The 22,960-nt window shown below is 65.0% G+C and carries 19 protein-coding genes; 12 read left to right on the forward strand and 7 right to left on the reverse strand.

Going from position 1 to position 22,960, the window contains the following annotated elements; translation table 11 throughout:
• The first annotated feature begins 37 nt into the window (after nt 1-37).
• A protein-coding gene (gene prfB, locus ACZLZQ_RS15490; RefSeq protein ID WP_472950142.1) for a peptide chain release factor 2 occupies nt 38-1,166 on the forward strand; the annotation gives its coding sequence in 2 pieces (ribosomal slippage) (nt 38-106 and nt 108-1,166; 1,128 coding nt in all).
• A gap of 63 nt (nt 1,167-1,229) precedes the next feature.
• Here the strand turns inward: prfB and ACZLZQ_RS15495 are convergent.
• Nucleotides 1,230-2,549, reverse strand: coding sequence for a peptidoglycan DD-metalloendopeptidase family protein (locus tag ACZLZQ_RS15495; RefSeq protein WP_472950143.1), 1,320 nt, complete (start codon nt 2,547-2,549; stop codon nt 1,230-1,232).
• 174 nt (nt 2,550-2,723) lie between these two features.
• Nucleotides 2,724-3,197 (reverse strand): peroxiredoxin, encoded by a 474-nt coding sequence (locus ACZLZQ_RS15500; protein WP_472950144.1) that lies wholly within the window; start codon nt 3,195-3,197, stop codon nt 2,724-2,726.
• 295 nt (nt 3,198-3,492) lie between these two features.
• Here ACZLZQ_RS15500 and ACZLZQ_RS15505 point away from each other — a divergent pair, with 295 nt between their 5' ends.
• On the forward strand, nt 3,493-6,840 hold the full coding sequence (locus tag ACZLZQ_RS15505) for an AsmA family protein (protein WP_472950145.1): 3,348 nt from the start codon (nt 3,493-3,495) through the stop codon (nt 6,838-6,840).
• A gap of 46 nt (nt 6,841-6,886) precedes the next feature.
• Here ACZLZQ_RS15505 and tyrS read toward each other — a convergent pair whose 3' ends face one another.
• Nucleotides 6,887-8,143 (reverse strand): tyrosine--tRNA ligase, encoded by a 1,257-nt coding sequence (gene tyrS, locus ACZLZQ_RS15510; protein ID WP_472950146.1) that lies wholly within the window; start codon nt 8,141-8,143, stop codon nt 6,887-6,889.
• Nucleotides 8,144-8,235: 92 nt separating this feature from the next.
• Between tyrS and ACZLZQ_RS15515 the strand changes: the two genes are divergently transcribed.
• Complete coding sequence (locus ACZLZQ_RS15515; protein ID WP_472950147.1) at nt 8,236-9,375, forward strand: anhydro-N-acetylmuramic acid kinase; 1,140 nt, start codon at nt 8,236-8,238, stop codon at nt 9,373-9,375.
• Nucleotides 9,376-9,440: 65 nt separating this feature from the next.
• Here ACZLZQ_RS15515 and ACZLZQ_RS15520 read toward each other — a convergent pair whose 3' ends face one another.
• Nucleotides 9,441-10,115 (reverse strand): alpha/beta hydrolase, encoded by a 675-nt coding sequence (locus ACZLZQ_RS15520; protein ID WP_472933474.1) that lies wholly within the window; start codon nt 10,113-10,115, stop codon nt 9,441-9,443.
• 210 nt (nt 10,116-10,325) lie between these two features.
• Here ACZLZQ_RS15520 and ACZLZQ_RS15525 point away from each other — a divergent pair, with 210 nt between their 5' ends.
• The 9 genes from ACZLZQ_RS15525 (at nt 10,326) to ACZLZQ_RS15565 (ending at nt 18,127) form a co-directional block, all read left to right on the forward strand.
• Nucleotides 10,326-11,513, forward strand: a complete 1,188-nt coding sequence (locus ACZLZQ_RS15525; protein WP_472950148.1) for a cysteine desulfurase family protein — start codon at nt 10,326-10,328, stop codon at nt 11,511-11,513.
• Nucleotides 11,514-11,657: 144 nt separating this feature from the next.
• A complete protein-coding gene (gene sufB / locus ACZLZQ_RS15530) occupies nt 11,658-13,181 on the forward strand; it encodes a Fe-S cluster assembly protein SufB (protein ID WP_472950149.1) in 1,524 nt (507 codons plus the stop codon).
• Nucleotides 13,181-13,402, forward strand: a complete 222-nt coding sequence (locus ACZLZQ_RS15535; RefSeq protein WP_472950150.1) for a hypothetical protein — start codon at nt 13,181-13,183, stop codon at nt 13,400-13,402. The genes sufB and ACZLZQ_RS15535 overlap by 1 nt, the downstream gene beginning before the upstream one ends.
• 115 nt (nt 13,403-13,517) lie before the next feature.
• A complete protein-coding gene (sufC, locus tag ACZLZQ_RS15540) occupies nt 13,518-14,273 on the forward strand; it encodes a Fe-S cluster assembly ATPase SufC (RefSeq protein WP_472950151.1) in 756 nt (251 codons plus the stop codon).
• 1 nt (nt 14,274) lies between these two features.
• The gene (gene sufD / locus ACZLZQ_RS15545; protein ID WP_472950152.1) at nt 14,275-15,546 is read left to right on the forward strand and encodes a Fe-S cluster assembly protein SufD; all 1,272 of its coding nucleotides are present in this window, start codon (nt 14,275-14,277) and stop codon (nt 15,544-15,546) included.
• 33 nt (nt 15,547-15,579) lie between these two features.
• Entirely contained in the window at nt 15,580-16,824 is a 1,245-nt protein-coding gene (locus ACZLZQ_RS15550; RefSeq protein ID WP_472950153.1) for a cysteine desulfurase, read from the forward strand.
• A gap of 74 nt (nt 16,825-16,898) precedes the next feature.
• Nucleotides 16,899-17,249: an SUF system Fe-S cluster assembly protein gene (locus ACZLZQ_RS15555; RefSeq protein WP_472933566.1), complete on the forward strand. Its 351-nt coding sequence runs from the start codon at nt 16,899-16,901 to the stop codon at nt 17,247-17,249.
• Nucleotides 17,250-17,365: 116 nt separating this feature from the next.
• On the forward strand, nt 17,366-17,737 hold the full coding sequence (gene sufA, locus ACZLZQ_RS15560; RefSeq protein ID WP_472933467.1) for a Fe-S cluster assembly scaffold SufA: 372 nt from the start codon (nt 17,366-17,368) through the stop codon (nt 17,735-17,737).
• Between the two features lie 18 nt (nt 17,738-17,755).
• Complete coding sequence (locus tag ACZLZQ_RS15565) at nt 17,756-18,127, forward strand: TfoX/Sxy family protein (RefSeq protein ID WP_472950154.1); 372 nt, start codon at nt 17,756-17,758, stop codon at nt 18,125-18,127.
• Nucleotides 18,128-18,171: 44 nt separating this feature from the next.
• On the opposite strand, the gene ACZLZQ_RS15570 is transcribed toward ACZLZQ_RS15565, so the two are convergent.
• From ACZLZQ_RS15570 to parE, 3 genes are all read right to left on the reverse strand, one after another.
• The gene (locus tag ACZLZQ_RS15570) at nt 18,172-19,761 is read right to left on the reverse strand and encodes a DEAD/DEAH box helicase (RefSeq protein WP_472950155.1); all 1,590 of its coding nucleotides are present in this window, start codon (nt 19,759-19,761) and stop codon (nt 18,172-18,174) included.
• 239 nt (nt 19,762-20,000) lie between these two features.
• On the reverse strand, nt 20,001-20,609 hold the full coding sequence (locus ACZLZQ_RS15575) for a hypothetical protein (RefSeq protein WP_472950156.1): 609 nt from the start codon (nt 20,607-20,609) through the stop codon (nt 20,001-20,003).
• Between the two features lie 131 nt (nt 20,610-20,740).
• A complete protein-coding gene (gene parE, locus ACZLZQ_RS15580; RefSeq protein WP_472950157.1) occupies nt 20,741-22,792 on the reverse strand; it encodes a DNA topoisomerase IV subunit B in 2,052 nt (683 codons plus the stop codon).
• Nucleotides 22,793-22,960: the final 168 nt, after the last annotated feature.

Raw genomic sequence — 22,960 nt, forward strand, 5'->3', positions numbered from 1 at the left:
CCGCCATCCTTTCCATCCCAAGCAGCGGGGTAGCGGCATGCGTGCCGAGTTCGAAACCATGACCTCCGACATCAAGCAGGCCATAAGCCTGCTGAGGAGGCATCTTTGACTGGGACGCTTCCCTTAAGCGCCTAGAAGTCCTCAACGCGCAGTCCGAGAACCCTAACTTCTGGAACGATGCCGCCGAGGCGCAGAAGCTGATGCGCGAGCGTCAGTACATCGAGTCCTCGATCGACGGCATCAACAAGATCGAGCAGGGCCTGCAGGACAACATCGACCTCATCGCCATGGGCGAGGAGGAGAACGACTCCGCGATCATCGACGAAGCCGAAGCCGCCATTCGGGCTATCAAGGCCGATACCGACAAGCGGCAGATCGAGATGCTGCTGTCGGGCGAAGCCGACAAGTTCGACACCTATGTCGAAGTCCACTCCGGCGCCGGCGGCACCGAGAGCCAGGACTGGGCGTCGATGCTCCTGCGCATGTACATGCGCTGGGCCGAGCGCGCGGGCATGAAGGTCGAGCTGCTGGAGCAGCATTCCGGCGAAGAGGCGGGCATCAAGTCGGCGACGGTGATGTTCAAGGGGCACAACGCCTATGGCTGGATGAAGACAGAATCGGGCGTCCACCGTCTGGTCCGCATCTCGCCTTTTGACAGTCAGGCCAAGCGCCATACCTCGTTCGCGTCGGTCTGGGTCTATCCGGTCGTCGACGACACCATCGACGTCGAGATCAACGAGTCGGATTGCCGGATCGACACCTACCGCGCCTCCGGCTCGGGCGGGCAGCACGTGAACACGACCGATTCGGCCGTGCGTATCACCCATATGCCGAGCGGCATCGTGGTGCAGTGCCAGAACGAGCGCTCGCAGCACAAGAACCGCGCGACGGCCTGGGACATGCTGAGGGCGCGCCTCTACGAGGCCGAACTTCAGCGCCGTGAAGAGGTCGCGAACAAGGAGGCCGCGTCGAAGACCGACATCGGCTGGGGCCACCAGATCCGGTCCTACGTCCTGCAGCCCTATCAGATGGTCAAGGACCTCCGGACCGGCGTGCAGAGCACGGCCCCGCAGGACGTGCTCGACGGCGAGATCGACGAGTTCATGGAAGCAGCGCTCGCGCACCGCGTCCATGGCGGCAGCGTGGATGTCGCCGACGTCGACTGAGGTCGCGACGAAAACCTTTCGGCCATAGGCCGGCTGCAGATCACTGCAGCCGGCCTTTTTCGTTCAGGTGACCGCGTCGAGCTTGCGTCCGGCGCGCAGAAAGCGCGAGGGATCGATCGGGCTGCCGTCGCGCCGGACCTCGTAGTGGAGATGCGGCCCGGTGCTGCGGCCGGTCGAACCGACACGGCCGACGATGGTGCCGGCCAAGACCTTGTCGCCAACACCGACAGCAATGCTCGACAGGTGGCCGTAGCGCGTCACCATGCCGCCGCCATGGTCGATCTCGACCATGTTCCCGTAGCCGCCGTTGGAGCCGGCTTCCGTGACGGTTCCCGCCGCGGCCGCATCCACCGCCGAGCCGCTCTCGGCCACGAAGTCGATGCCGGTGTGCATGGCCGCTTCGCCGAGGAACGGGTCGCTGCGCACGCCGAAGGCCGAGCTGATCAGCTTCGACGCGACGGGCGAAGCGAGCGGCAATCTTGTCGTGCGCTGCTTCAGGAGCTGCAATTCGGTGAGCGCGCGGTCGAGTTCCTGGAAGCTTGCATCGAACAGCTGGTCGGTCGGGGCGGCAACGAAGGGACCGCCTTCGCCGCCAGCAAAGGTCGTCAGGTCCGGGACGGCAATGCCTTCCGAGCGCAGCACCGAGGCGATGTCGACCGCCTTGCCGCGTGCCTTCTCGGCCAGCGTGGTGAGGTCGGCGATCTGGGTATCCTGAACGCTGTCGATCGACTTGCCTATCTGGCGGATCAGGTCGTGCGCAATGCCGGGGACGGGTTTGGCCGCCTGAACGGCTGCATCGCGCCGGAGCCACGGCCCTGCGCCGGCGGAGCCATCGACGAGATCGAAGCGGGCGAGGGCGGCGTTCGGCGTGGACCCGAGAAAGGCCAGCGGCTTCGTTTCGGCTGCCGGCGGAGGGGAGGCAGCATCGGCAGTCGAAGGCTTCGGCTGGGGCACCGGCACTGGCGCGGGCAGTAACCCGCTGTCGCGGGCGCGGTCGAGCAATGGCTGCAGCTTGTCGTAGCGTGCGGAAAGCTCGACCTGCTGTCCGATCAGCGCATCGACCTTGCTCTCGACGATCTGCTGGTCGAGCATCTGGCGGCTGACAACGCGATCGAGCTGGGAGCGGAGGGATGCGATCCGCTCCTCATAAGATTGCTGGAGCTTCAGCTGGGTATCGCTGGCCGACGAACGGAGGTCGTTTTCCAGCAGCAGGTAGCAAGCGGTCGAGGCACAGCCGATGAAGAGGGCCATGGCGAGGGCGCCTGACATGCCGACCAACCGTGCGGACACCGTGAAATGCCGGACCTTCTCGCCCCGCGCGATGATGACGGTGTGCGGTTGCTTCTGCTGGCCAAAGGTATTCTGCAGCTGAGCCGAAGTCATGATGGGTCCCGATCAGGAGCGGCTCACCAAGCCGCGTCCTGTCGGAGTAGACCTTGTTAGGGTTAACAAAGCCTGACCGGTCGCGCGCAGCCACTTCATATCAGGCTGCAGAATTGAGCCGTAACACGTTGGGAGCGAAGAGATGATCTCTCCGAAAGCCCGGCCGAAAATTGATCAGGCCGACAGGGCGCGGGCGGCCGACAGAACCTCCTCGGCGTGACCGGGCACCTTCACCTTCGGCCAGAGACCGACGATGGTGCCAGACGCGTCGACCAGCGCGGTGGTGCGCTCGACGCCCAGGTAGGACTTTCCGTACATGCTTTTCGTCACCCAGACGCCGAAGGCCTCAAGCAGCACCTTATCCTCGTCCGAGAGGAGCCGGACGCCAAGATCGTGCTTGTCACGGAACTTGGCATGCTTCTTCACCGGATCGGGGGAGACGCCGATCACCTCGACACCCGCTGCGGCAAAATCGCTCTGCAGGCTGGTGAAGTCGATGGCCTCCTGAGTGCAGCCGGAGGTGTCATCCTTGGGATAGAAGAAGAGGACGAAGGGTTTGCCTTTCAGATCGGCCAGCGCGACCGGTGCGCCGGTGTGATCGGGCAGCTGGAAGTCGGGGCAGGGCGTTCCGATGCTGAGCTTGGACAAGATGCCATCCTTTCGGCCAATTGGATTGTGATGGGTCGCGCGGCAATACCGCAGTCGCCGACCTCAGCCTAGAGCCGTGGCCGCCATTTGGCGACCGGCGGCGCGGGCGTCGATGCCGGTGTATTGTTTGCCGAGGTCATGTCGGAGTGAGCTTCGCGTGGCAAGGATGTGTGTGCTGCTGTGGGGTGGCGATTCGCGATGGCGGTAGCCTTGGGTGGTTCGAACGCATGACGAAGACACTGACACCGCTTGGCGCGATCAACGGCGATCGCCCTGATGTCAGCGGAACTCGCGTTTGAGACGCCTCGGTCGCATCTCCTGCGCGGTTCTCAGCACCAGCATGACGTTCGGTGTCCTGGTCGGCAGCTTCGTCTTCCTGGCGCTCGGGACCGATCGGGGACAGGACCTGATTCGGCGACAGACCGAGGCGGTGGTCGCCGATGTGCTGGGTGCCGACCTCTCCGCCCAGTTCGGCGATCAGCGTATCGGCTTTGCCGATGACGGCAATCTTGCCTTGGAATGGTCGGACATCCGCCTGATGCGCACCGGCCTGCCACGGGCGCGCGTCGATTCGGTCAAGGTCGGCCTGCGGATCCTGCCGCTCCTGACTGGTCGCGTCCTGTTCAAGACGATCGAGGTTCGCGGCAGCCGGATCGACCTGACCGGCTTCCGCTCGATGCTTGGCGCAACCCGCCCGGGCGTCGGCGCTCAGTTCGCCGCGACGGCGCCGGTGCCGACGCTGCCGAAACGCTCCGCGCGTGCGTTGCAGGTGATCGAAAAGCAGCTCGGCACCCTGCAGCGGGTCGGCATCGAGCGCATCGTCCTCGGCGACATCGAGGTCATCGTGCCGCTGGGGACCGAGGGCGACACGATCACCGGGCGGCTCGAGCGCGGCAACTTCCAGCTCTCGAACAACCGGGCCCTGACCGCCACAGCCGATCTCCGGGTGCGCGGCATGTCGGTGCCGGTGACCGGGCGCGCCGACTACGATGCCAAGAGCGCCCGCTTGCAGTCGCTGCAGCTGTCGGCCGGCCCCGTTGCGCTCGGCGATCTGCTGCCCGCCGCACCCGCGAGCGACACGCTCGATATGCGCCCGATCGGCATCGAGGCACCTCTTACCGTCGCGCTGGATGTCAACACCCGCAACGAGGACGATGCGCGGGTCGCGACCCTCTCGCTCGATCTCGGTGCCGGCGATCTTCAGGCCGGTCGCGGTCACACCAGGATCGAGAAGGTGAAGGCCAAGCTCCGCTATGTCGAAGGCGAGGAGTCGGTCGAGGTCGCCGACACCCATGTCGCCTTCGACGGCATGTCGATGGGCCTCGAGGGGCGCGCAGTGGCGCTGTACGACCGTCCGATCACCAACGAATTCAACGGCTTTGGCTTTTCCCTTCAGACCCGGGACATGGCCTCGTCGATCGGCGCGACCGCTGGCAAGACGCTGGACGGCAGCCTGCTAATCGAGGGGCGCAACAACATCGCGGCGAACGAGGCCGTGCTGTCGAAATTCGCGCTGGAGACCGGAGGCGGCACCCTCAGTGGAAACGCGGCGCTGCGCTTGAGCACGCCGGACGCGCGCACGGAACTGAAACTGGCGGCCACCGACCTTCCGGCTGCGAACATCAAGGCGTTCTGGCCCTTCAACCTCGCCGTCAACACCCGCCGCTGGGTGCTCAGCCATCTCGGCGACGAGGGCACCGTGCCGAGCGGCACCATCGCCCTCGACCTCCGCCGCGATCGCCTCGGTCCGGCCTTCAAGCCCGGCAGTCACCCGACGCCGGAGGAAATGGACCTCGCCTTCGCCGTGGAGGGGGCGAGTGCCCAGACGGTCGGCGACCTGCCGCGCCTGACGGACGCCAAGGGAACGATCCACACCTCCGGCGGCGATACGCAAATTTCCGTCGCCGAGGCCAAGGTCGACGGTCTGCCGAACGTCGTCATCGCGCCCAGCAGCATCGCGTTCCTGCGCGCCGCGGAGCCGGCGCTGCAGGACATCGACGGCCAAGTCGACCTCGCTGTCAGCGGCGACGTCCCGGATCTCCTCGAGATCGCCTCACGCAAGCCGCTCGACGCGCTGCGCAGCCTGCCATTCAAGGCGACGGAAGCGACGGGCAAGGCGACCGCTACCGTCAGCCTGCCGTTCATCCTCGGCGACGACGTGCCGAAGGACCGGCAGTTCGGCGCATGGAACGTTGCCGTTTCGCTCACCGATACCGGCCTTTCAGTCCCCTTCGAGGGTCGCAAGATTGGTGGCATGACGGGTTCGGTCGATATTCGGCCGGGTGCTGCCACCGGCGAGCTGGAAGGCAAGGTTGACGACATTCCGTCCCGGATCGCCTTCACCCAGCCTTTCGGTCCGACGTCGGAAGCGAAAAGGCTTCTCGAGGTCAGCGTTTCGCTGGGCGATGACGAGACGCGGAAACTGTCGCCGCAGCTGGCCGAGATCGTCGACGGCCCGATCGAGGGAAAGCTGCTGCGAGATGGCGATTCGCCGATGAGAGGCAGTTTTAACCTCAAGGCGACGACGCTGAAGCTGCCCTGGGTCGGCTGGCGCAAGGGCAAGGGGGTCGCGGCCGCGCTCGCCTTCGATATCGTGCCCGGCGACAACGGCGTCGATCTGCAGAACGTGTCCCTGACAGGCGACGGTTTCTCTGCCGCGGGCGACGTCGCCCTGGACAAGAACGGCATCCGCAAGGCTCAACTGAGCGAAGTCGCGCTCAACGAGGGCGATGACGTGGACGTCGGCTTCGAGCGGGTCGCCAACGGGTTCAGCATCCGCGTCGACGGCAAGCGCTTCGATGCGCGGCCCTTCCTCAACGACCTCAAGGCCAATCTCGGCGCCAAGGCCGCCAACCCCACGACCGCCAGCAAGCAGCAGGTCGACATTGGCATCTCGCTCGACAAGGTCCTGGGCTTCGGCAACCAGACCATCGGCGGCTTTTCGCTGAACTATGCCGGCAGCGGCGGCAAGGTTGCGGCCCTGTCGATTTCCGGTTCGACCCGAAGCGGCGGCTTTTCCGCCGATATGTCGCCGCGCGGCGACGACCGGTCGATTGCCTTGCGCGCGCCGGATGCCGGACTGCTCGCCGCCTTCACCGGCATCTACGGCCGCATGCAAGGCGGACAGGTCGCGCTCGATCTTCTTGGCTCGACCGAAAGCGGCTACCGCGGCACGCTCAATGCCGAAAACTTCACGCTGGTGGACGAGCCGCGGCTCTCGAGCCTCGTCGGCACTTCGCCCGCGCCGAACGCCGCCAGCCTCTCGCAGGCCGTCGGCAAGAACCTCGGCACCGAGAGGGCCTATTTCGACCACGCCTCGGTCGGCATCGACTATGGCAAGAACGGGCTGCGCGTCTCGAACGGCATCATCCGCGGCCCGGTCTTCGGCTCCAGCTTCTCCGGCACGGTCTACGACTCCGCCAACCGCGTCGACGTCGTCGGCTCGTTCATGCCGGCCTATGGCGTCAACCGCATCTTCGGCGCCATCCCGCTGGTAGGCCAGATTCTCGGCAACGGTAATGAAGGCGGCCTGATCGGCATCACCTATCGCCTCGACGGGGCTTTCGCCTCGCCGAAGCTCACCGTCAACCCGATCTCGGCCATCGCCCCCGGCATCTTCCGCAGCATCTTCGCCTACCAGTAGGCGTCGTCTTCCATCATCCCGGCGCATCCGCCAGGATGGTCCAGGCTCAGCCGACGGGGCGGATGAGCACGTGCTTCTTGCGGCCGAGCGAGATCTTCACGACATCACCCGCCACGAGGTCGGCAGGGCCGACGATCCGCTTCTCGTCGGCGACGGCGGTGTCGTTGATGCGCACGGCGCCGCCCTGGACGTGGCGGCGAACCTCGCTGTTGCTGGCGGCAAGACCCGCGCGGACGTAGAGCGTCAGAAGGCCAATGCCGGCCTTGAACTCGTCCGCCGGGATCTCGACGGTCGGGAGGTTCGCTGCCAGCGCGCCTTCCTCGAAGGTCTTGCGGGCCGTCTCGGCGGACTCGAGCGCGACAGCTTCGCCGTGCAGCAGCGACGTCACGGCATTGGCCAGCAGCTTCTTCGCCTCGTTGATCTCCGAGCCACCGAGGGCTTCCAGCCGGGCGATCTCGTCCATCGGCAGCGTCGTGTAAAGTTTCAGGAAGCGACCGACATCGGCATCCTCGGTGTTGCGCCAGTACTGCCAGAACTCATAGGGGTTCAGCATGTCGGCGTTGAGCCAGACCGCGCCATTGGCCGACTTGCCCATCTTGGCGCCGGACGACGTCGTCAGCAGCGGCGAGGTCAGCGCGAACAGCTGCGGCGTGCCCATGCGATGGCCGAGGTCGAGGCCGTTGATGATGTTGCCCCACTGATCGGAGCCGCCCATCTGCAGCCGCACGCCGTAGCGCTTGTTCAGCTCGACGAAGTCGTAGGCCTGCAGGATCATGTAGTTGAATTCGAGGAAGGAAAGCGACTGCTCGCGGTCGAGGCGCAGCTTCACCGAATCGAAGGCGAGCATGCGGTTGACCGAGAAGTGGCGGCCGACGTCGCGCAGGAACTCGACGTAGTTCAGCCCGAGCAGCCAGTCGGCATTGTTAACCATGATTGCGTCAGTCGGGCCGTCGCCAAAAGCGAGGTAAGGTGTGAAGGCCTGGCGGATGCCGGCGAGATTGCTCTCGATGCCTTCCGGCGTCAGCAGCTTGCGCGCCTCGTCCTTGAACGAGGGGTCGCCGATCATGCCGGTGCCGCCGCCCATCAGCGCGATCGGCTTATGGCCGGTCTTCTGCAGCCAGTGCAGCATCATGATCTGGATCAGCGAGCCAACATGCAGGCTGGTGGCGGTCGGGTCGAAGCCGATATAGGCGCTGACGGTCTCGGTCGAAAACAGCGCATCGAGCGCCTCGTCATGCGAGGTCTGCTGGATGAAGCCGCGCTCGGACAGCGTGCGCATAAACTCGGACTTAAAGCCGGACATGGAGAATGATCCTTGACGGGGCCGGACGCATCCGGCCGATGAAGGCTGCGGTTTACCAGCATTCCCGTGGATTTAAAGAGCGAGCGACCGGATTGACCGACAGAGCCTCCCTGCGCGCCATCGGCCTGATGAGCGGAACCTCGATGGACGGAATCGACGTCGCCTTGCTGGAGACCGACGGCATCTCGTCGCCCAAGCGCGGCCCGGCACGGACCTATGGTTTCGATGAAGGCTTTCGCGGCCGTCTCGCGGCAGGGCTGGAGACGGCGAAGACGATGACCCACCGCGACGAGCGGCCGGGCGCGCTGGTCGCCCTAGAGCGGGAGATCACCGAACGCCACGCGGAGGCGCTTTGCGCCTTCGCGGCGGAGACCGGCATCGCCCTCGGCAGCGTCGACGTCATCGGCTTCCACGGGCAGACGGTGCTGCACCGGCCCGCCGAAGCGCTGACGGTGCAACTCGGTGACGGGCAGCTTCTGGCCGATGCCGTCGGCTGCCGTGTCGTTTCGGACATGCGCGCGGCCGACATGCGGGCGGGCGGGCAAGGGGCACCGCTGGTGCCGGCCTACCACGCCGCGCTCGCCGGCGCGCTGCCGGCGGCGATGCAGGCGATGCCGGTGGCCTTCGTCAACATCGGCGGCATTTCCAACATCACCTGGCTCGGCGACGCCGAGGCACCCATCGCCTTCGACAGCGGTCCCGGCAATGCGCTGCTCGACCAATGGGTAGCGCGCGAGGCCGGCATCGCCTTCGACGCAGAAGGTGCCATCGCCGCCGGGGGCGCGATCCTGCAGCCGCTGGCCGAGCGCTATCTCGGCGCTGCCTTCTTCGAGCGGCCCGCCCCCAAATCGCTCGACCGTTTCGACTTCGAGGCGCCGACTTCTGAAGACGGCACCCTCGAAGACGTCGCGCGCACGCTCTGTTTCGTCGCGGCAGAGGCGATCCTGAAGGCTGCCGACCATCTCCCGGCAGCGCCAAAACTCTGGATCATCTGCGGCGGCGGACGGCGCCATCCCGTCATCATGCAGGATCTGACGAACGGCGCGGCGCGGACCGGCGCGCGGGTCGTGTCGGCGGATGAGGCAGGGTTCGACGGCGACGCCATGGAGGCGGAGGCTTGGGCCTTCCTCGCCGTTCGTGCATTGCGCGGCCTGCCGCTGACCTGGCCGACGACGACCGGTTGCCGGGCTCCGACCACCGGTGGCGTCGTCTCGAAGCCTCAACAGAAGTAGCCTCAATAGAAAACGGCGCCCCTGGGGACGCCGTTTGTCATATCTGCAGATCCAGATGCGTTGAATTAGCGCAGGCGCTTGGGGCGCACGTCGACCAGCTCGCCGGCGAGGCGGCGGTCGAGGTAGTCGGCGCATTCCGCCATCAGCTCCTCGGAATGCTCGCCGTAGAAGTGGTTGGCGCCGGCGAGGATCTTCTGGGTGATCAGGATGCCCTTCTGCGTCTTCAGCTTCTCGACGAGGACCTGAACGTCCTTCGGCGGCGCGACCCGGTCCTTGTCGCCGTGGATGATCAGGCCGGACGAGGGGCAAGGCGCGAGGAAGGAGAAGTCGTAGGAGTTCGGCTGCGGCGAGATCGAGATGAAGCCCTCGATCTCCGGACGGCGCATCAAAAGCTGCATGCCAATCCACGAGCCGAAGGAATAGCCTGCAACCCAGCAATGCTTGGAATCGGGGTGCAGCGACTGGACCCAGTCGAGCGCTGCCGCCGCATCAGACAGCTCGCCCGACCCGTGATCGAACTCGCCCTGGCTGCGGCCGATGCCGCGAAAGTTGAAGCGCAGCGTCGTGAAGCCACGCTCTACGAACATGTAGAACAGCTGGTAGACGATCTGGTTGTTCATGGTCCCGCCGAAACGGGGATGCGGGTGCAGAATGATCGCGATCGGCGCGCTCTTTTCCTTGCCGGCCTGGTACCGGCCTTCGAGACGACCTGCCGGACCGTTGAAGATCACTTCGGGCATATGCTTATCCTATCCAGCCTGACGCGCGATCGGAGGGCGCGCCTTGACGAAGAACACGCGGCCTTTTAGGTTCTACTTTAGAACAATTCAAAACTACACGCTTCCACTGAAGGCGCTACATAGGCCATTCAGGGGTCGGAATTCAAGATTTTTGCGCTTTGCGGCGGGCAGACATAGGTTGGCTCTGTCGGAGCCGCCAACACGGATGAGATGACCGTTCGAAACCCGCGCATCTATCTCGACTACAACGCCACGGCGCCGCTGCTGCCCGAGGCGGGCGACGCCCTGGTGTCGGCTCTTTCCCTCACCGGAAATCCCTCTTCGGTCCACACAGAAGGACGAGCGTCTCGCGCCGTCGTCGAGGAAGCCCGCCGCAACGTCGCACGGATGCTGCACGCCCTGCCCGAAAACCTCGTCTTCACCAGCGGCGCGACGGAAGCGGCGAACACTTGTCTGACCGACCGCTGGCTGATCGGCGGTGCGCCGCTGGAGCTGGCAGGCCTTGCCGTCGCCGACAGCGATCACCCTGCGACCCGCGAGGGCGGGCGGTTCGATGCGGGCAAGGTGCGGCGGCTGCCGGTCGATGCGGCTGGCGTGCTGAAACCTGTCGAGTTCGACGCCTGGGTCGGCGAGAGCGACGCCCCCCGAATGCTCAGCCTGACGCTTGCCAACAGCGAAAGCGGCGTCATCCAGCCCTTGGACGAGATCGCCCGCCGCCTGGACGGCACAGGCATTCTTCTCGTCCTCGACGTCGTGCAGGCGGCGGGCCGCATCGATCTCTCGGAAGCGGCGGCCTTAGCGGATGCCTTGTTGGTGTCCGGCCACAAGCTTGGTGCCGCCAAGGGCATCGGCGCCTATGCGCTGCGCGACGGCAGCACGCGTCCGTTTGCGCTTCTGACGGGCGGCGGCCAGGAGCGCCGACACCGCGGTGGCACGGAGGCCGTTCCGCTCATCGCGAGTTTCGGCGCGGCGGCAGTCGTCGTCGAGGGACGCTGGCCTATGGCGTCCGCCAGAATGGCAGGGTTGCGCGACCGGCTTCTCGGCGCGCTTAACCGCAGCGGTCTGCGATTCGTCACTTTGGGCGCTGCTGCGACGTGTCTGCCGAACACCGTCGCCATCGCCGCTCCGGGGCTTCGCGCCGAGACGGCGCAGATCGCGCTCGATCTCGCCGGTTTCGCCGTTTCGTCCGGCTCGGCGTGCTCGTCCGGCAAGGTTGGCCCGAGCCATGTCCTCAGCGCAATGCAGGCCGGCGGGCTCGCCATCGATGCCGCTGCCGGTGCAATCCGCGTCAGCTTCGGCTACGAGACCAGTGAATTGGAGATTGATGCCGTTGCCGTCGCGCTCGTCGGCCTGCTGGAGAGGGCCGATGCTGCGTCATCGAGCCGCCACGCCGCCTGAATGAGACGAATTTACGGTCTTATTGCTTCGAAGGCTTCTAATTTGGGCCAAGAAAGACCATCTAACACCCAACGCTAACGTTGATAATGACGCTGGCAGAACCAAACCACCGGACCTTGAATCCGGCGAGGGCGGAGACATCCCATGGCTGCAGTCCAGGAAACCATCGACCAGGTCCGATTGATCGACGTCGACCAGTATAAATACGGCTTCGAGACCATCATCGAGTCCGACACGGCGCCTAAGGGCCTCGACGAGAGCACCATCGCTTTCATCTCGGCCAAGAAGGACGAGCCGCAGTGGATGCTCGACTGGCGCCTCGAGGCCTTTGAGCGGTGGAAGACGCTGGAGAGCCCAAGCTGGGCGAAGCTCGACTACCCGCCGATCGATTTCCAGGATCTGCACTACTATTCGGCGCCAAAGTCGATGTCCGGACCTGCCTCGCTCGATGAGGTCGATCCCGAACTGCTGCGCACCTATGAGAAGCTCGGCATCCCGTTGCGCGAGCAGGAAATGCTGGCCGGCGTTGTCAAGCCGGTTGCTCCGATCGAGTATGACGAGAACGGTGACGCCATCGAAAGCGTCGAGCGCCGCGTCGCCGTCGATGCCGTGTTCGATTCGGTTTCGGTCGCCACGACCTTCCAGAAGGAGCTGAAGAAGGCCGGCGTGATCTTCATGCCAATCTCGGAAGCCATCCGCGAGCATCCCGATCTCGTGAAGAAGTATCTCGGCTCGGTCGTCCCGGTGTCCGACAACTTCTTCGCGACGATGAACTCGGCCGTCTTCACCGACGGGTCCTTCGTCTACGTGCCGCCGGGCGTGCGCTGCCCGATGGAGCTGTCGACCTATTTCCGCATCAACGAGCGCAATACCGGCCAGTTCGAGCGCACGCTGATCATCGCCGACAAGGGCTCCTACGTCTCGTATCTCGAAGGCTGCACGGCACCGCAGCGCGACGAGAACCAGCTGCATGCGGCCGTGGTCGAGCTCGTCGCGCTCGAGGACGCCGAGATCAAGTACTCGACCGTCCAGAACTGGTATCCCGGCGACAAGGAAGGCAAGGGCGGCATTTACAACTTCGTTACCAAGCGGGGCGACTGCCGCGGCGACAATGCCAAGATCTCCTGGACGCAGGTCGAGACCGGCTCGGCGATCACCTGGAAGTATCCGAGCTGCATCCTGCGCGGCGACAATTCGCGTGGCGAGTTCTACTCGATCGCCGTGTCGAACGGCCGCCAGCAGATCGACTCGGGCACCAAGATGATCCATCTCGGCAAGAACACGTCGAGCCGCATCATTTCCAAGGGCATCGCTGCCGGCCAGTCGAACAACACCTATCGCGGCCAGGTGACGACGAACCGCAAGGCGTCGAACGCGCGCAACTTCACCCAGTGCGACTCGCTGCTGATTGGCGAAGAGTGCGGCGCGCACACCGTGCCCTACATCGAGGCAAAGAACGCCACCGCTCAGTTCGAGCACGAGGCGACGACCTCGAAGATTTCCGAGGACCAGCTGTTCTACTGCATGCAGCGCGGCATCCCGCAGGAGGAGGCAGTCGCGCTGATCGTTAACGGCTTCGTCCGCGACGTCATCCAGCAGCTGCCGATGGAGTTTGCCGTCGAAGCGCAGAAGCTCATTGGCATCAGCCTAGAGGGTAGCGTGGGGTAATGTCGGACGCCGCCGCCGTCCAGATCCTAGAGCTTGTGCAGCTGTTGCGCGCCGATGTGTCGGCGCTCAAGGATCAGGCTTCGACGGTGTTGTCCGATGTACTGCAGATCGGTCCGCAGTTGGCCATGGTTGCCGAGACTTCCGCTCGACATGCCATCGAAATAGCCTCGATAGCGGTTCGCCTCGATCGCATCGAAAAGCGTTTGGAACTGTGGGACTGAGGCTGGCGGACCATGTGTCCGAGGAGCCTGTACCGTCTCTGCATGCCGACCAGACCGTAAACATTGACGATGACCCGCACTACAGACGTGCGCCGTTCAAAGAGCAGAATTGACCATGCTGGAAATCAAGAACCTTCATGCCCGCGTGGCGGGCACAGATACCGAGATCCTCAAGGGGCTCGACCTCACCGTTCAGGACGGCGAAGTCGCCGCGATCATGGGGCCGAACGGCTCGGGCAAGTCGACGCTATCCTACATCCTCGCCGGTCGCTCGGACTACGAGGTGACGGACGGCGACATTCTCTACAACGGCGAGTCGATCCTCGAACTGGACCCGGCGGAGCGCGCGGCCGCCGGCGTGTTCCTTGCTTTCCAGTATCCGCTGGAGATTCCGGGCGTCGCGACCATGACCTTCCTCAAGACCGCCGTGAACGCTCAGCGCAAGGCGCGCGGCGAGGGCGAGTTGACGACACCCGACTTCATGCGCCGGGTGAAGGGCGCGGCGGAAGATCTGAAGATCGACTGGGCGATGCTGAAGCGGCCGCTCAACGTCGGCTTTTCCGGCGGCGAGAAGAAGCGCGCCGAAATCCTGCAGATGGCGCTGCTGGAGCCGAAGCTCTGCGTCATGGACGAGACCGATTCCGGCCTCGACATCGACGCGCTGAAGATCGTCTCCGACGGCGTCAACGCGCTGCGCTCGGCCGATCGCTCGTTCCTTGTCATCACGCACTACCAGCGCCTGCTCGAACACATTGTGCCGGACACGGTGCACGTCCTCTACAAGGGCCGCATTATCAAGTCGGGCGGCAAGGAACTGGCGTTGCGCCTGGAAGACCAAGGCTATGCCGAGATCATCGGCGAGGCGGCCTGAGATGACCGTTCATCAGTTGCGTCGCCTGACGCCGCCAGAGGAAGCCCTGATCGCCAATGCCGAGGCCGGTCTCGTTGACGGCGACGAGACCCGGCGCAATGCCATCGCAACGCTGCGCCGTGACGGCCTTCCGCACCGCCGCATCGAGGCCTGGCACTATACCGACCTGCGTTCGCTCGTTGGTGGCACCCAGCGCGGGCTGATCGGCAAGATCATCGACGCGGTCCTGCCTTCTTCCGAGCCGACGCTCGTCGCGCCGCTTTTGTCCGGCAGTGTTGTCGTCGACCTCGGCGCCGAGGCAGCCTTGCCGACGCACCTGCCGGAAGGCGTCACCGCGTCCCGCTCTGCGGAGACACCGGACTGGCACCAGGTGGTCAACCACCTCGACCGCGACGTCGACACGATCCGCCTCGTCAGCGCCGCTTTCGGCGCGACGGCGACGCACCTCTCGATCGCCGCCGGTTCGAATGTCGAGCAGGCGATCGAACTCCGCGCCGAGCCGCTCGACGGCGGCGACCGCGGCTACGTCCGCTGTGACGTGGGAATTGGCGCCAAGGCGCTGATCGTCGAGCGATTGTCAGCCGGTGCTGCCGGTGCCCTTTCGACGGGCGTCGCGCATCTGACGATCGGCGAGGGCGCCGAGGTGCTGTGGATCATCGATCAGGCGAAGGGCAAGGGAGAGACCCATCTCGGCCAGCTCAATGTCAGTGTCGGCAAGGATGCGCTGTTCCGGCTGTTCGTGCTCAACGCTGGCGGCGCTTTGGTGCGGATGGAAGTGCATACCGAGACGGCCGGCGAGGGCGCCGACATTCAGATGCGCGGCGTCAACCTGCTGCATGCGAACCAGCACATCGACGTCACCACGACGCTGAACCACACCGTGCCGAACACGACCTCCACGGAGACCTTCCGTAATGTCGTCACCGGCGGCCACGGCGTCTTCCAAGGCATGATCAAGGTGTCGCGTGGCGCGCAGAAGACCGATGCGCGGATGGCCTGCAACAGCCTTCTCCTCTCCGATGACGGTGACTTCTCGGCCAAGCCCGAGCTTGAGATCTTCGCCGACGACGTGCAGTGCGGCCATGGGGCGACGGCGGGCGAGATCGATGCCAACCATCTGTTCTACCTGATGTCGCGCGGCATTCCGGAGCGCGAGGCGCGGTCCTTACTCGTCAAGGCCTTCGTCAAGGAAGTCGTCGAGGAGCTCGAGCACGAGGGCGCCATCGATGCGCTCGAGGCGCGGATCGACGCCTGGCTGGCGACGGATCACTAGGAGCCGGCACACCCGGTTCGGAAGGGAAGCAGCATGAACGCGGAAAGCTCGATCAAGGCTGGCTACGACGTCGAGGCAATCCGGCGCGACTTCCCGATCCTGTCGAAACAGGTCTACGGCAAGCCGCTGGTCTATCTCGACAACGGCGCTTCTGCACAGAAGCCGAAAGCCATGCTGGACGCCATCCAGAAAGCCTATTCGGAAGACTATGCGAACGTCCATCGCGGCTTGCACTACCTGTCGAACAAAGCGACGGAAGAGTTTGAGAACGCGCGGGAAACCGTTCGCGGCTTCCTGAACGCCGGGAGTGTCGACGAGATCGTCTTCACCTCCTCGGCCACGGAGGCGATCAATCTCGTCGCCTATGGCTACGGCATGCAGGAGATCGGCGAGGGCGACGAGATCGTCCTGACGATCATGGAGCACCACTCCAACATCGTGCCCTGGCACTTCCTGCGCGAGCACCGCAGCGCCAAGCTCGTCTTCGTGCCGGTCGAGGACGACGGATCGATCTCGGTCGAAGCGTTCGAGCGCGCGATCACCCCGCGCACCAGGCTCGTCGCGATGACGCACATGTCGAACGTACTGGGTACCGTGACGCCGGTGAAGGAAGTCGTCGCCCTTGCACAGGCGCGCGGCATCCCGGTGCTGGTCGACGGCAGCCAAGCGGCAGTGCACTTGCCCGTTGACGTTCAGGATCTCGGTTGCGACTTCTACGTCGTCACCGGGCACAAGCTCTACGGCCCGACCGGCATCGGCGTGCTCTACGGCAAGGCGGCAATGCTGGAGCGGATGCGTCCCTTCAATGGTGGCGGCGAGATGATCGTCGAAGTCACGGAAGAGGGCGTGACCTACAACGCCCCGCCACATCGCTTCGAGGCGGGGACGCCGCAGATCGCGCAGGCCATCGGCCTTGCGGCATCGCTTCGCTACATGGAAGGGCTTGGGCGAGAGGCAATTCTGTCGCATGAGACCATGCTGCGGGATTACGCCACCGATCGACTGTCGGCCATCAATTCGCTGCGGATCTACGGCAGCGCGCCTGGCAAGGGCGCGATCCTGTCGTTCGATCTCGAGGGCATCCATGCCCATGACGTCTCGATGCTTATCGACCGCGAGGGCGTCGCCGTTCGTGCCGGGACGCACTGTGCCCAGCCGCTGCTAAAGCGCTTCGGGGCGACTTCGACCTGCCGCGCTTCGTTTGGCCTGTATAATACGACGGCAGAAATCGATATCCTGGCTGCGGCCCTGGAAAAGGCGAGACGATTTTTCGCTTGAAGGACAATATCATGATCGAAGATCTCAAGCTCGACACGGCAATTGCGGACGATACCGCCGAAGCCAATATCGGCATGGCATCCGGCGGGACGAAGGTCTCCGCGATTCCCGCCGACGAGTTGACCCGGATGACCGACGACATCATCGCGGCGCTGAAGACCGTGTATGATCCGGAAATTCCGGCCGACATCTACGAACTCGGCTTGATCTACAAGATCGACATCGAGGACGACCGCAGCGTCGGTGTCGAGATGACGCTGACGGCGCCGGGCTGCCCAGTGGCCGGCGAGATGCCGATCTGGGTGGAGAATGCCGTGTCCTCGGTCGGCGGCGTCTCGCACGTGACGGTGAACCTTGTCTTCGACCCGCCGTGGACACCTGACCGCATGAGCGAAGAGGCTCAGGTCGCTGTCGGTTGGTTCTGACGCAAGGCTTGCCGACGCGCGGCTGGTGCCCCGGCACTGCTTGCGCCGGGGCTGAATAAGGCCCATTTTCGGAGTGGCCATCGCTCGGCCACTTCGACTCTTGAAAGGATGCCATCATGAGCCGCTTTGCCGTGATGAACCTCACCGATGCCGCAGCGCTTCGCGTTCGCTCCATCCTCGCTGGCCGGGAAGCGCTCGGCCTGCGGATCGGCGTGAAGAAGGGCGGCTGCGCCGGGATGGAGTACACCGTCGACCTCGCCACCTCGACCAAGCCGTTCGAGGACGTCGTCGAGAAGGACGGTGCGCGCGTCTACATCGCTCCGGAAGCCGTGCTGTTCCTCCTGGGGACGGAGATGGATTACGAGGAGACGACGCTCCGGTCCGGCTTCACCTTCAAGAACCCCAACCAGACCTCCGCTTGCGGTTGTGGTGAGTCAGTTGAGCTGACGCCGGCAGATGCCTCCGTGCTGGAAGCCCGCGCCAACTAAAGCGCGGGGACGTCTCCTTTGGACCCGGAGCTGCTGCACGAACTCTTCGCAGCAATCGGTCCAATCCGGATCAGCCGACTGTTTGGCGGACAGGGGATCTACGCCGACGGCTTGATCGTCGCCATCGTGGTCGGCGGTGAGCTCATGCTGAAAGTTGACAGTGTTACCGCAGGCGAGTTTGCCGACGCCGGCAGCCGGCGATGGCACTATGCCCGCTCCGGCAAGACGCCGGTCGCAATGCCCTATTCCACCTTGCCAGACGAAGCCTTCGAGGACAGCGACAGCGCCGCCTACTGGTCGCGCCTCGCCCTTGCGGCAGCCCGCCGCGCCAGCGCCGCGAGGCCGGCGCGCGAACCTTTTCATCGCCGAACAGCCCATGAAAAAGGGTGACGCCCGCTGGGAGCATCACCCTTTCTCGTTCGACGTGATGTGAGCTAGGCTTCGCTGCTGGCCAGCATGCCCGTTTCGATCAGCATGAAAGCCGGCGTGTCGTCGCCGAAGCCGATCGGCGAGGGGCCGCCGTCATCCGACCGGCCGCGGCCGCCACGTTCGCGGTTCGGAGCGTCGCCATAGGCGTTGCCGCCCCGAGGCTGCTGCTGACGGGAAGACGCAACGGGCGCAGCAACAACCGGCACTGCCGCAGGGGCCGGCTCAACCGCACGGGGCTCCATGATCGGCGGCTGCAGGAAGACAGGCGCTTCCACCTCGACATGTGGCGCATCGACCGTCGGCGCCGACAAGACTGCCTCGAGGGGAACGTCATCCTCGGCAACGGCCTCGATGACGCGCGGCGCCCGCGGACGGCGGGTCGTCCCGCTGGCGCTCTTGCGACCGCCGGCCCGCTTCTCCGGACGCTCCTCGCTTGCCGTCTCGGCCGCGATCACGGCGGGAAGGTCGGATACGTTCCCGTCGAGCCATGGCAGTTCGAGGCCCAGCATCTTCTCGATGGCATCGAGGTGCTTCTTGTCCTTCGACGTCACCAGAGTGAAAGCCTTGCCGGAGCGACCCGCGCGACCGGTGCGGCCGATGCGGTGGACGTAGTCCTCGGCATGGATCGGGACGTCATAGTTGAAGACGTGGCTGACGGCGGGAATGTCGAGCCCGCGCGCGGCGACGTCGGACGCCACCAGCAGCTGCAGCTTGTTCTCACGGAAATTGTGCAGCATCGTCATGCGCGCCCGCTGCTCCATGTCGCCATGCAACGCGCCGGCGGAGAAGCCGTGCTTCTCGAGCGACCGGAAGAGCGAGGCCACGTCGATCTTCCGGTTGCAGAAGATGATGGCGTTGGTGATGTCGTCCTGGCTGCGCAGCAGCTTGCGGAGCGTCTCGCGCTTGGCGAAGTCCTCCTTCTGCGACGCCACGACCTTCTGCTCGACCGTCAAAGCCGCCGAAGAAGCCTTGGCTACCTCGATGCGGACCGGGTTCTGCAGGAACTGCTCGGTCAGGCGGGTGATCTCCGGCGGCATGGTCGCCGAGAAGAACAGCGTCTGCCGGGTGAACGGGATCATCTTGCAGATCCGCTCGATGTCGGGGATGAAGCCCATGTCGAGCATGCGGTCGGCTTCGTCGATGACGAGGATCTCGACGCCGGTCATCAGGAGCTTGCCGCGCTCGACATGATCGAGCAGACGACCCGGCGTCGCGATCAGCACATCGGCGCCACGGTCGATCACCTTGTCCTGCTCGCCGAAGGACATGCCGCCGATGAGGAGGGCGATGCTGACCTTCTGGTCCTTGCCGTACTTGGTGAAGGTTTCCGCCACCTGCGCAGCGAGTTCGCGCGTCGGCTCGACGATGAGAGTGCGGGGCATTCGGGCCCGGGCACGGCCTTTCTCGAGCCGTGTCAGCATAGGAAGGACGAAGGAGGCGGTCTTTCCTGTTCCGGTCTGGGCGATGCCCAGCACGTCTCGGCCTTCCAGCGCATGCGGAATAGCCTGGGCCTGGATCGGGGTCGGCTCGGTATAGCCGGCGGCTTCCACGGCAGCGAGAACCTTGGCGCTGAGGCCCAGTTCGGAAAATAGCATTGAGCTGTGTAATCTCGCGATTGACGAAGGGTGAGGTCGGACGCCTCGATCCGCCCGTGTCTAGCATGGGCGATACGGCGTAGGCTTTTTCAAGTCAACCTCCCAGCCTATATAGGAGGCCTTCCGAGGTTTCACATGCTTAAGCGGTACAACTGTTCAGATTGTCGTCCGCCGGAGACAGCATCCGACCGTTAGTCGGCGAAGGCAGCACTTGCCGAGCCTTCGCCAATTGCCGGAGTTCAGTTCGTCGAAGGACCGAAAGTGTAGGTCCGATCCTCCTGGAAGTGCAATTCGTAGGTCTCGGCAATTTCGCCGTCGCTTGGAACGATGTCGAAGAAGAGGGTCAGTCCGGTCGTGTCACCCTCGGTCGGTTCGTCCGCGCGGTAGCCGACGATGGACCCATTGACCCCTGTGACTTCCTTGATCTCGGTCGAGGTCAGAACCGTCGCCACTCCCGCGGCCTTCTCCACTTGCTGGATGAAGAAGCGATAGTTTTCCTTATCGCCAGTGCCGACCTGAACCATCGCGGTGCGCCAGACGCCGCTCTTGTCGCCGTCGATCCAAGGCCCGACCACCTGCACGTCCTCAATGCCGGTCGGCAGGCTGGCGATGGCAGCGGCCACCGCATCGTCGGCGGCAGGCAAGGGCGCAGCCGCCGTGTCAGCGGGCGCGGGTGCTGCCGGAGCGGCGGGCTCGGCAGGGGCCGCCGCTGGCGGGGTGTAAGGGGCGGGCGCTGTCGGCGCCGCCGGTGCCGGCGCGGCAGCGCCCGGTGTTTCCTGCGCCGAGGCGGCGCCAAGTCCGAGCGCGAACACTGCGATGCCAGCGAAAAGGCGGGTGCGGTGGGTCATGGTTTCATTCCCTGCTCTGGCGGCTCGTGTCCCGACGGTCGGCTTGGCGGAAAGCCTGTCGTCGATCCTATAACGGACGAGCATGTCGTTTGATGGCGTGTCCGGCACTGATTTCCAGCGCCGACGAAAGACTATACGTCGAGATCGACAGCGAAGGCAGCCCGGTCCTGGATGAACCGGAAGCGCAGGTCGGGACGGTTGCCCATCAGCGCATCCACCGCATCGGCCGTGCCGATCTCCGGCGTCTCATCAATCGCCACCTGCAGCAGCGTCCGCTTCTTCGGGTCCATCGTGGTCTCCTTCAGCTGCGACGGCAACATTTCGCCAAGGCCCTTGAAGCGGCTGACCTCGACCTTGCCCTTGCCTTTGAAGTCGCGCGCCATCAGCCGTTCGCGGTCCTTGTCATCCCGCGCATAGGCCACCTTGCCACCTTGGGCGAGACGGTAGAGCGGCGGCACGGCGAGGAAGAGGTGGCCTTGCCGGATGAGGTCGGTCATCTCCTGATAGAAGAAGGTGATGAGCAGCGAGGCGATGTGGGCGCCGTCGACGTCGGCGTCCGTCATGATGATCACGCGCTCATAGCGCAGGTCCTCTTCGCGGTAGCGCCCCTTGGTACCACAGCCAAGCGCCTGGATGAGGTCCGAAATCTGCTGGTTGGCCCCGAGCTTTTCGCGCCCGGCACTCGCGACATTCAGGATCTTGCCGCGCAGCGGCAGGATCGCCTGCCGCGCGCGGTCGCGCGCCTGCTTGGCCGAGCCGCCGGCGGAGTCGCCCTCGACGATGAAGAGCTCGGCTCCAGCGGCGCCGCTCTGCGAGCAGTCCGCGAGCTTGCCCGGCAGACGCAGCTTGCGCGTCGCGCTCTTGCGGTTGACTTCCTTCTCCTGGCGCCGCCGCAGCCGCTCGTCGGCGCGGTCGACCACCCAGTCGATCAGCTTGGCGGCGTCCTGCGGGGAGGAGGCAAGCCAGATGTCAAAACTGTCGCGCAGCGCGTTTTCGACGATGCGCTGGGCCTCCGTTGTCGCCAACCGGTCCTTCGTCTGGCCGACAAATTCCGGCTCGCGAATAAACACCGACAGCATCGCGGACGCGGTGATCATCACGTCGTCGGCGGTGATCACCGAGGCCCGCTTGTTGCCGGAGACCTCGGCAAACGCCTTCAGGCCGCGCAGCAGCACGGCGCGCAGGCCCGCCTCGTGGGCGCCGCCCTCGGGCGTCGGAATGGTGTTGCAGTAGGAGCGAACAAACCCGTCGCCGCCGGTCCAACTCACCGCCCACTCGACCGCGCCGTGGCCGGAAAGCTTCGCGGTCCGCCCGGCAAAGCTTTGCGAGGTGATCCGCTGCTCGTCGCCGAGCGAGCCCTCGAGATAGTCCTTCAGGCCGCCGGGGAAATGGAAGGTGGCGCGGGCAGGGGTCTTGCCGTCGGCGGGCAGCAGCGAGGCGTCGCAGGACCAGCGGATTTCGACCCCGCCGAAGAGGTAAGCCTTCGACCGCGCCATGGCGAAAAGGCGCGCCGGATCGAAAGCCGCCTTGGCGCCGAAGATCTGCGTGTCCGGCAGGAAGCGCACGCGGGTGCCTCGGCGGTTCTGGATTTCGCCGACCTCTTCCAGCTCGGTCACGGCGACGCCGCGCTCGTAGACCTGGCGGTAGAGCTTGCGGTTGCGGGCGACCTCCACCTCGAGGCGCGACGACAGCGCGTTGACCACCGAGACGCCGACGCCGTGCAGGCCGCCGGAGGTCTCGTAGACCTTGGAGTCGAACTTTCCGCCGGCATGCAGCGTCGTCATGATGACTTCGAGCGCCGAGCGGTTCTTGTATTTCGGGTGCGGATCGACGGGAATGCCGCGGCCATTGTCGGACACGGCGAGCATGCCGTCGGCCTCCAGCGCCACCTCGATGAAGTTCGCATGGCCGGCGACGGCCTCGTCCATCGAGTTGTCGATCACCTCGGCGAAGAGGTGGTGCATCGCCTTCTCGTCGGTACCGCCGATGTACATGCCAGGGCGGCGCCGGACCGGCTCCAGCCCTTCGAGCACCTCGATGTCGGCGGCGGTATAGTTCGATCCCGAAGTGTCGACGGCATCCGCAAAGGCCGCCCGCAAAGGGTCGACCGGCTTCGGCCGCGGCGCTGCCTTCGGCGCGCGGACCTTGGCGGCAGCGGCGCCGGAGAAGAGATCGTCGCTCATGGGGACCTGAAAGCCGCCTTGCGACGGACGTCGGGGGCGAAGGAGAATGCCATGCCTTGGAGCTACACTTTCACGAAATGTTCTTCAAGGCGATGCGGCCCACAAACGCCGAAAGAGCGGGGTTAACCAACAGGTTTTCGCCCTCGCGTGACTTGCAAAACACGCTGA

Source organism: Mesocryomonas lacus (genome assembly GCF_055730105.2).

Coding starts and splice junctions, on each gene's coding strand:
- ACZLZQ_RS15495 (WP_472950143.1), bottom strand. CDS start 2,549: ATGACTTCGGCTCAGCTGCAGAATACCTTTGGCCAGCAGAAGCAACCG.
- tyrS (WP_472950146.1), bottom strand. CDS start 8,143: ATGTCCGGCTTTAAGTCCGAGTTTATGCGCACGCTGTCCGAGCGCGGC.
- ACZLZQ_RS15520 (WP_472933474.1), bottom strand. CDS start 10,115: ATGCCCGAAGTGATCTTCAACGGTCCGGCAGGTCGTCTCGAAGGCCGG.
- ACZLZQ_RS15525 (WP_472950148.1), top strand. CDS start 10,326: ATGACCGTTCGAAACCCGCGCATCTATCTCGACTACAACGCCACGGCG.
- sufB (WP_472950149.1), top strand. CDS start 11,658: ATGGCTGCAGTCCAGGAAACCATCGACCAGGTCCGATTGATCGACGTC.
- ACZLZQ_RS15535 (WP_472950150.1), top strand. CDS start 13,181: ATGTCGGACGCCGCCGCCGTCCAGATCCTAGAGCTTGTGCAGCTGTTG.
- sufC (WP_472950151.1), top strand. CDS start 13,518: ATGCTGGAAATCAAGAACCTTCATGCCCGCGTGGCGGGCACAGATACC.
- sufD (WP_472950152.1), top strand. CDS start 14,275: ATGACCGTTCATCAGTTGCGTCGCCTGACGCCGCCAGAGGAAGCCCTG.
- ACZLZQ_RS15550 (WP_472950153.1), top strand. CDS start 15,580: ATGAACGCGGAAAGCTCGATCAAGGCTGGCTACGACGTCGAGGCAATC.
- ACZLZQ_RS15555 (WP_472933566.1), top strand. CDS start 16,899: ATGGCATCCGGCGGGACGAAGGTCTCCGCGATTCCCGCCGACGAGTTG.
- sufA (WP_472933467.1), top strand. CDS start 17,366: ATGAGCCGCTTTGCCGTGATGAACCTCACCGATGCCGCAGCGCTTCGC.
- ACZLZQ_RS15570 (WP_472950155.1), bottom strand. CDS start 19,761: ATGCTATTTTCCGAACTGGGCCTCAGCGCCAAGGTTCTCGCTGCCGTG.
- ACZLZQ_RS15575 (WP_472950156.1), bottom strand. CDS start 20,609: ATGACCCACCGCACCCGCCTTTTCGCTGGCATCGCAGTGTTCGCGCTC.
- parE (WP_472950157.1), bottom strand. CDS start 22,792: ATGAGCGACGATCTCTTCTCCGGCGCCGCTGCCGCCAAGGTCCGCGCG.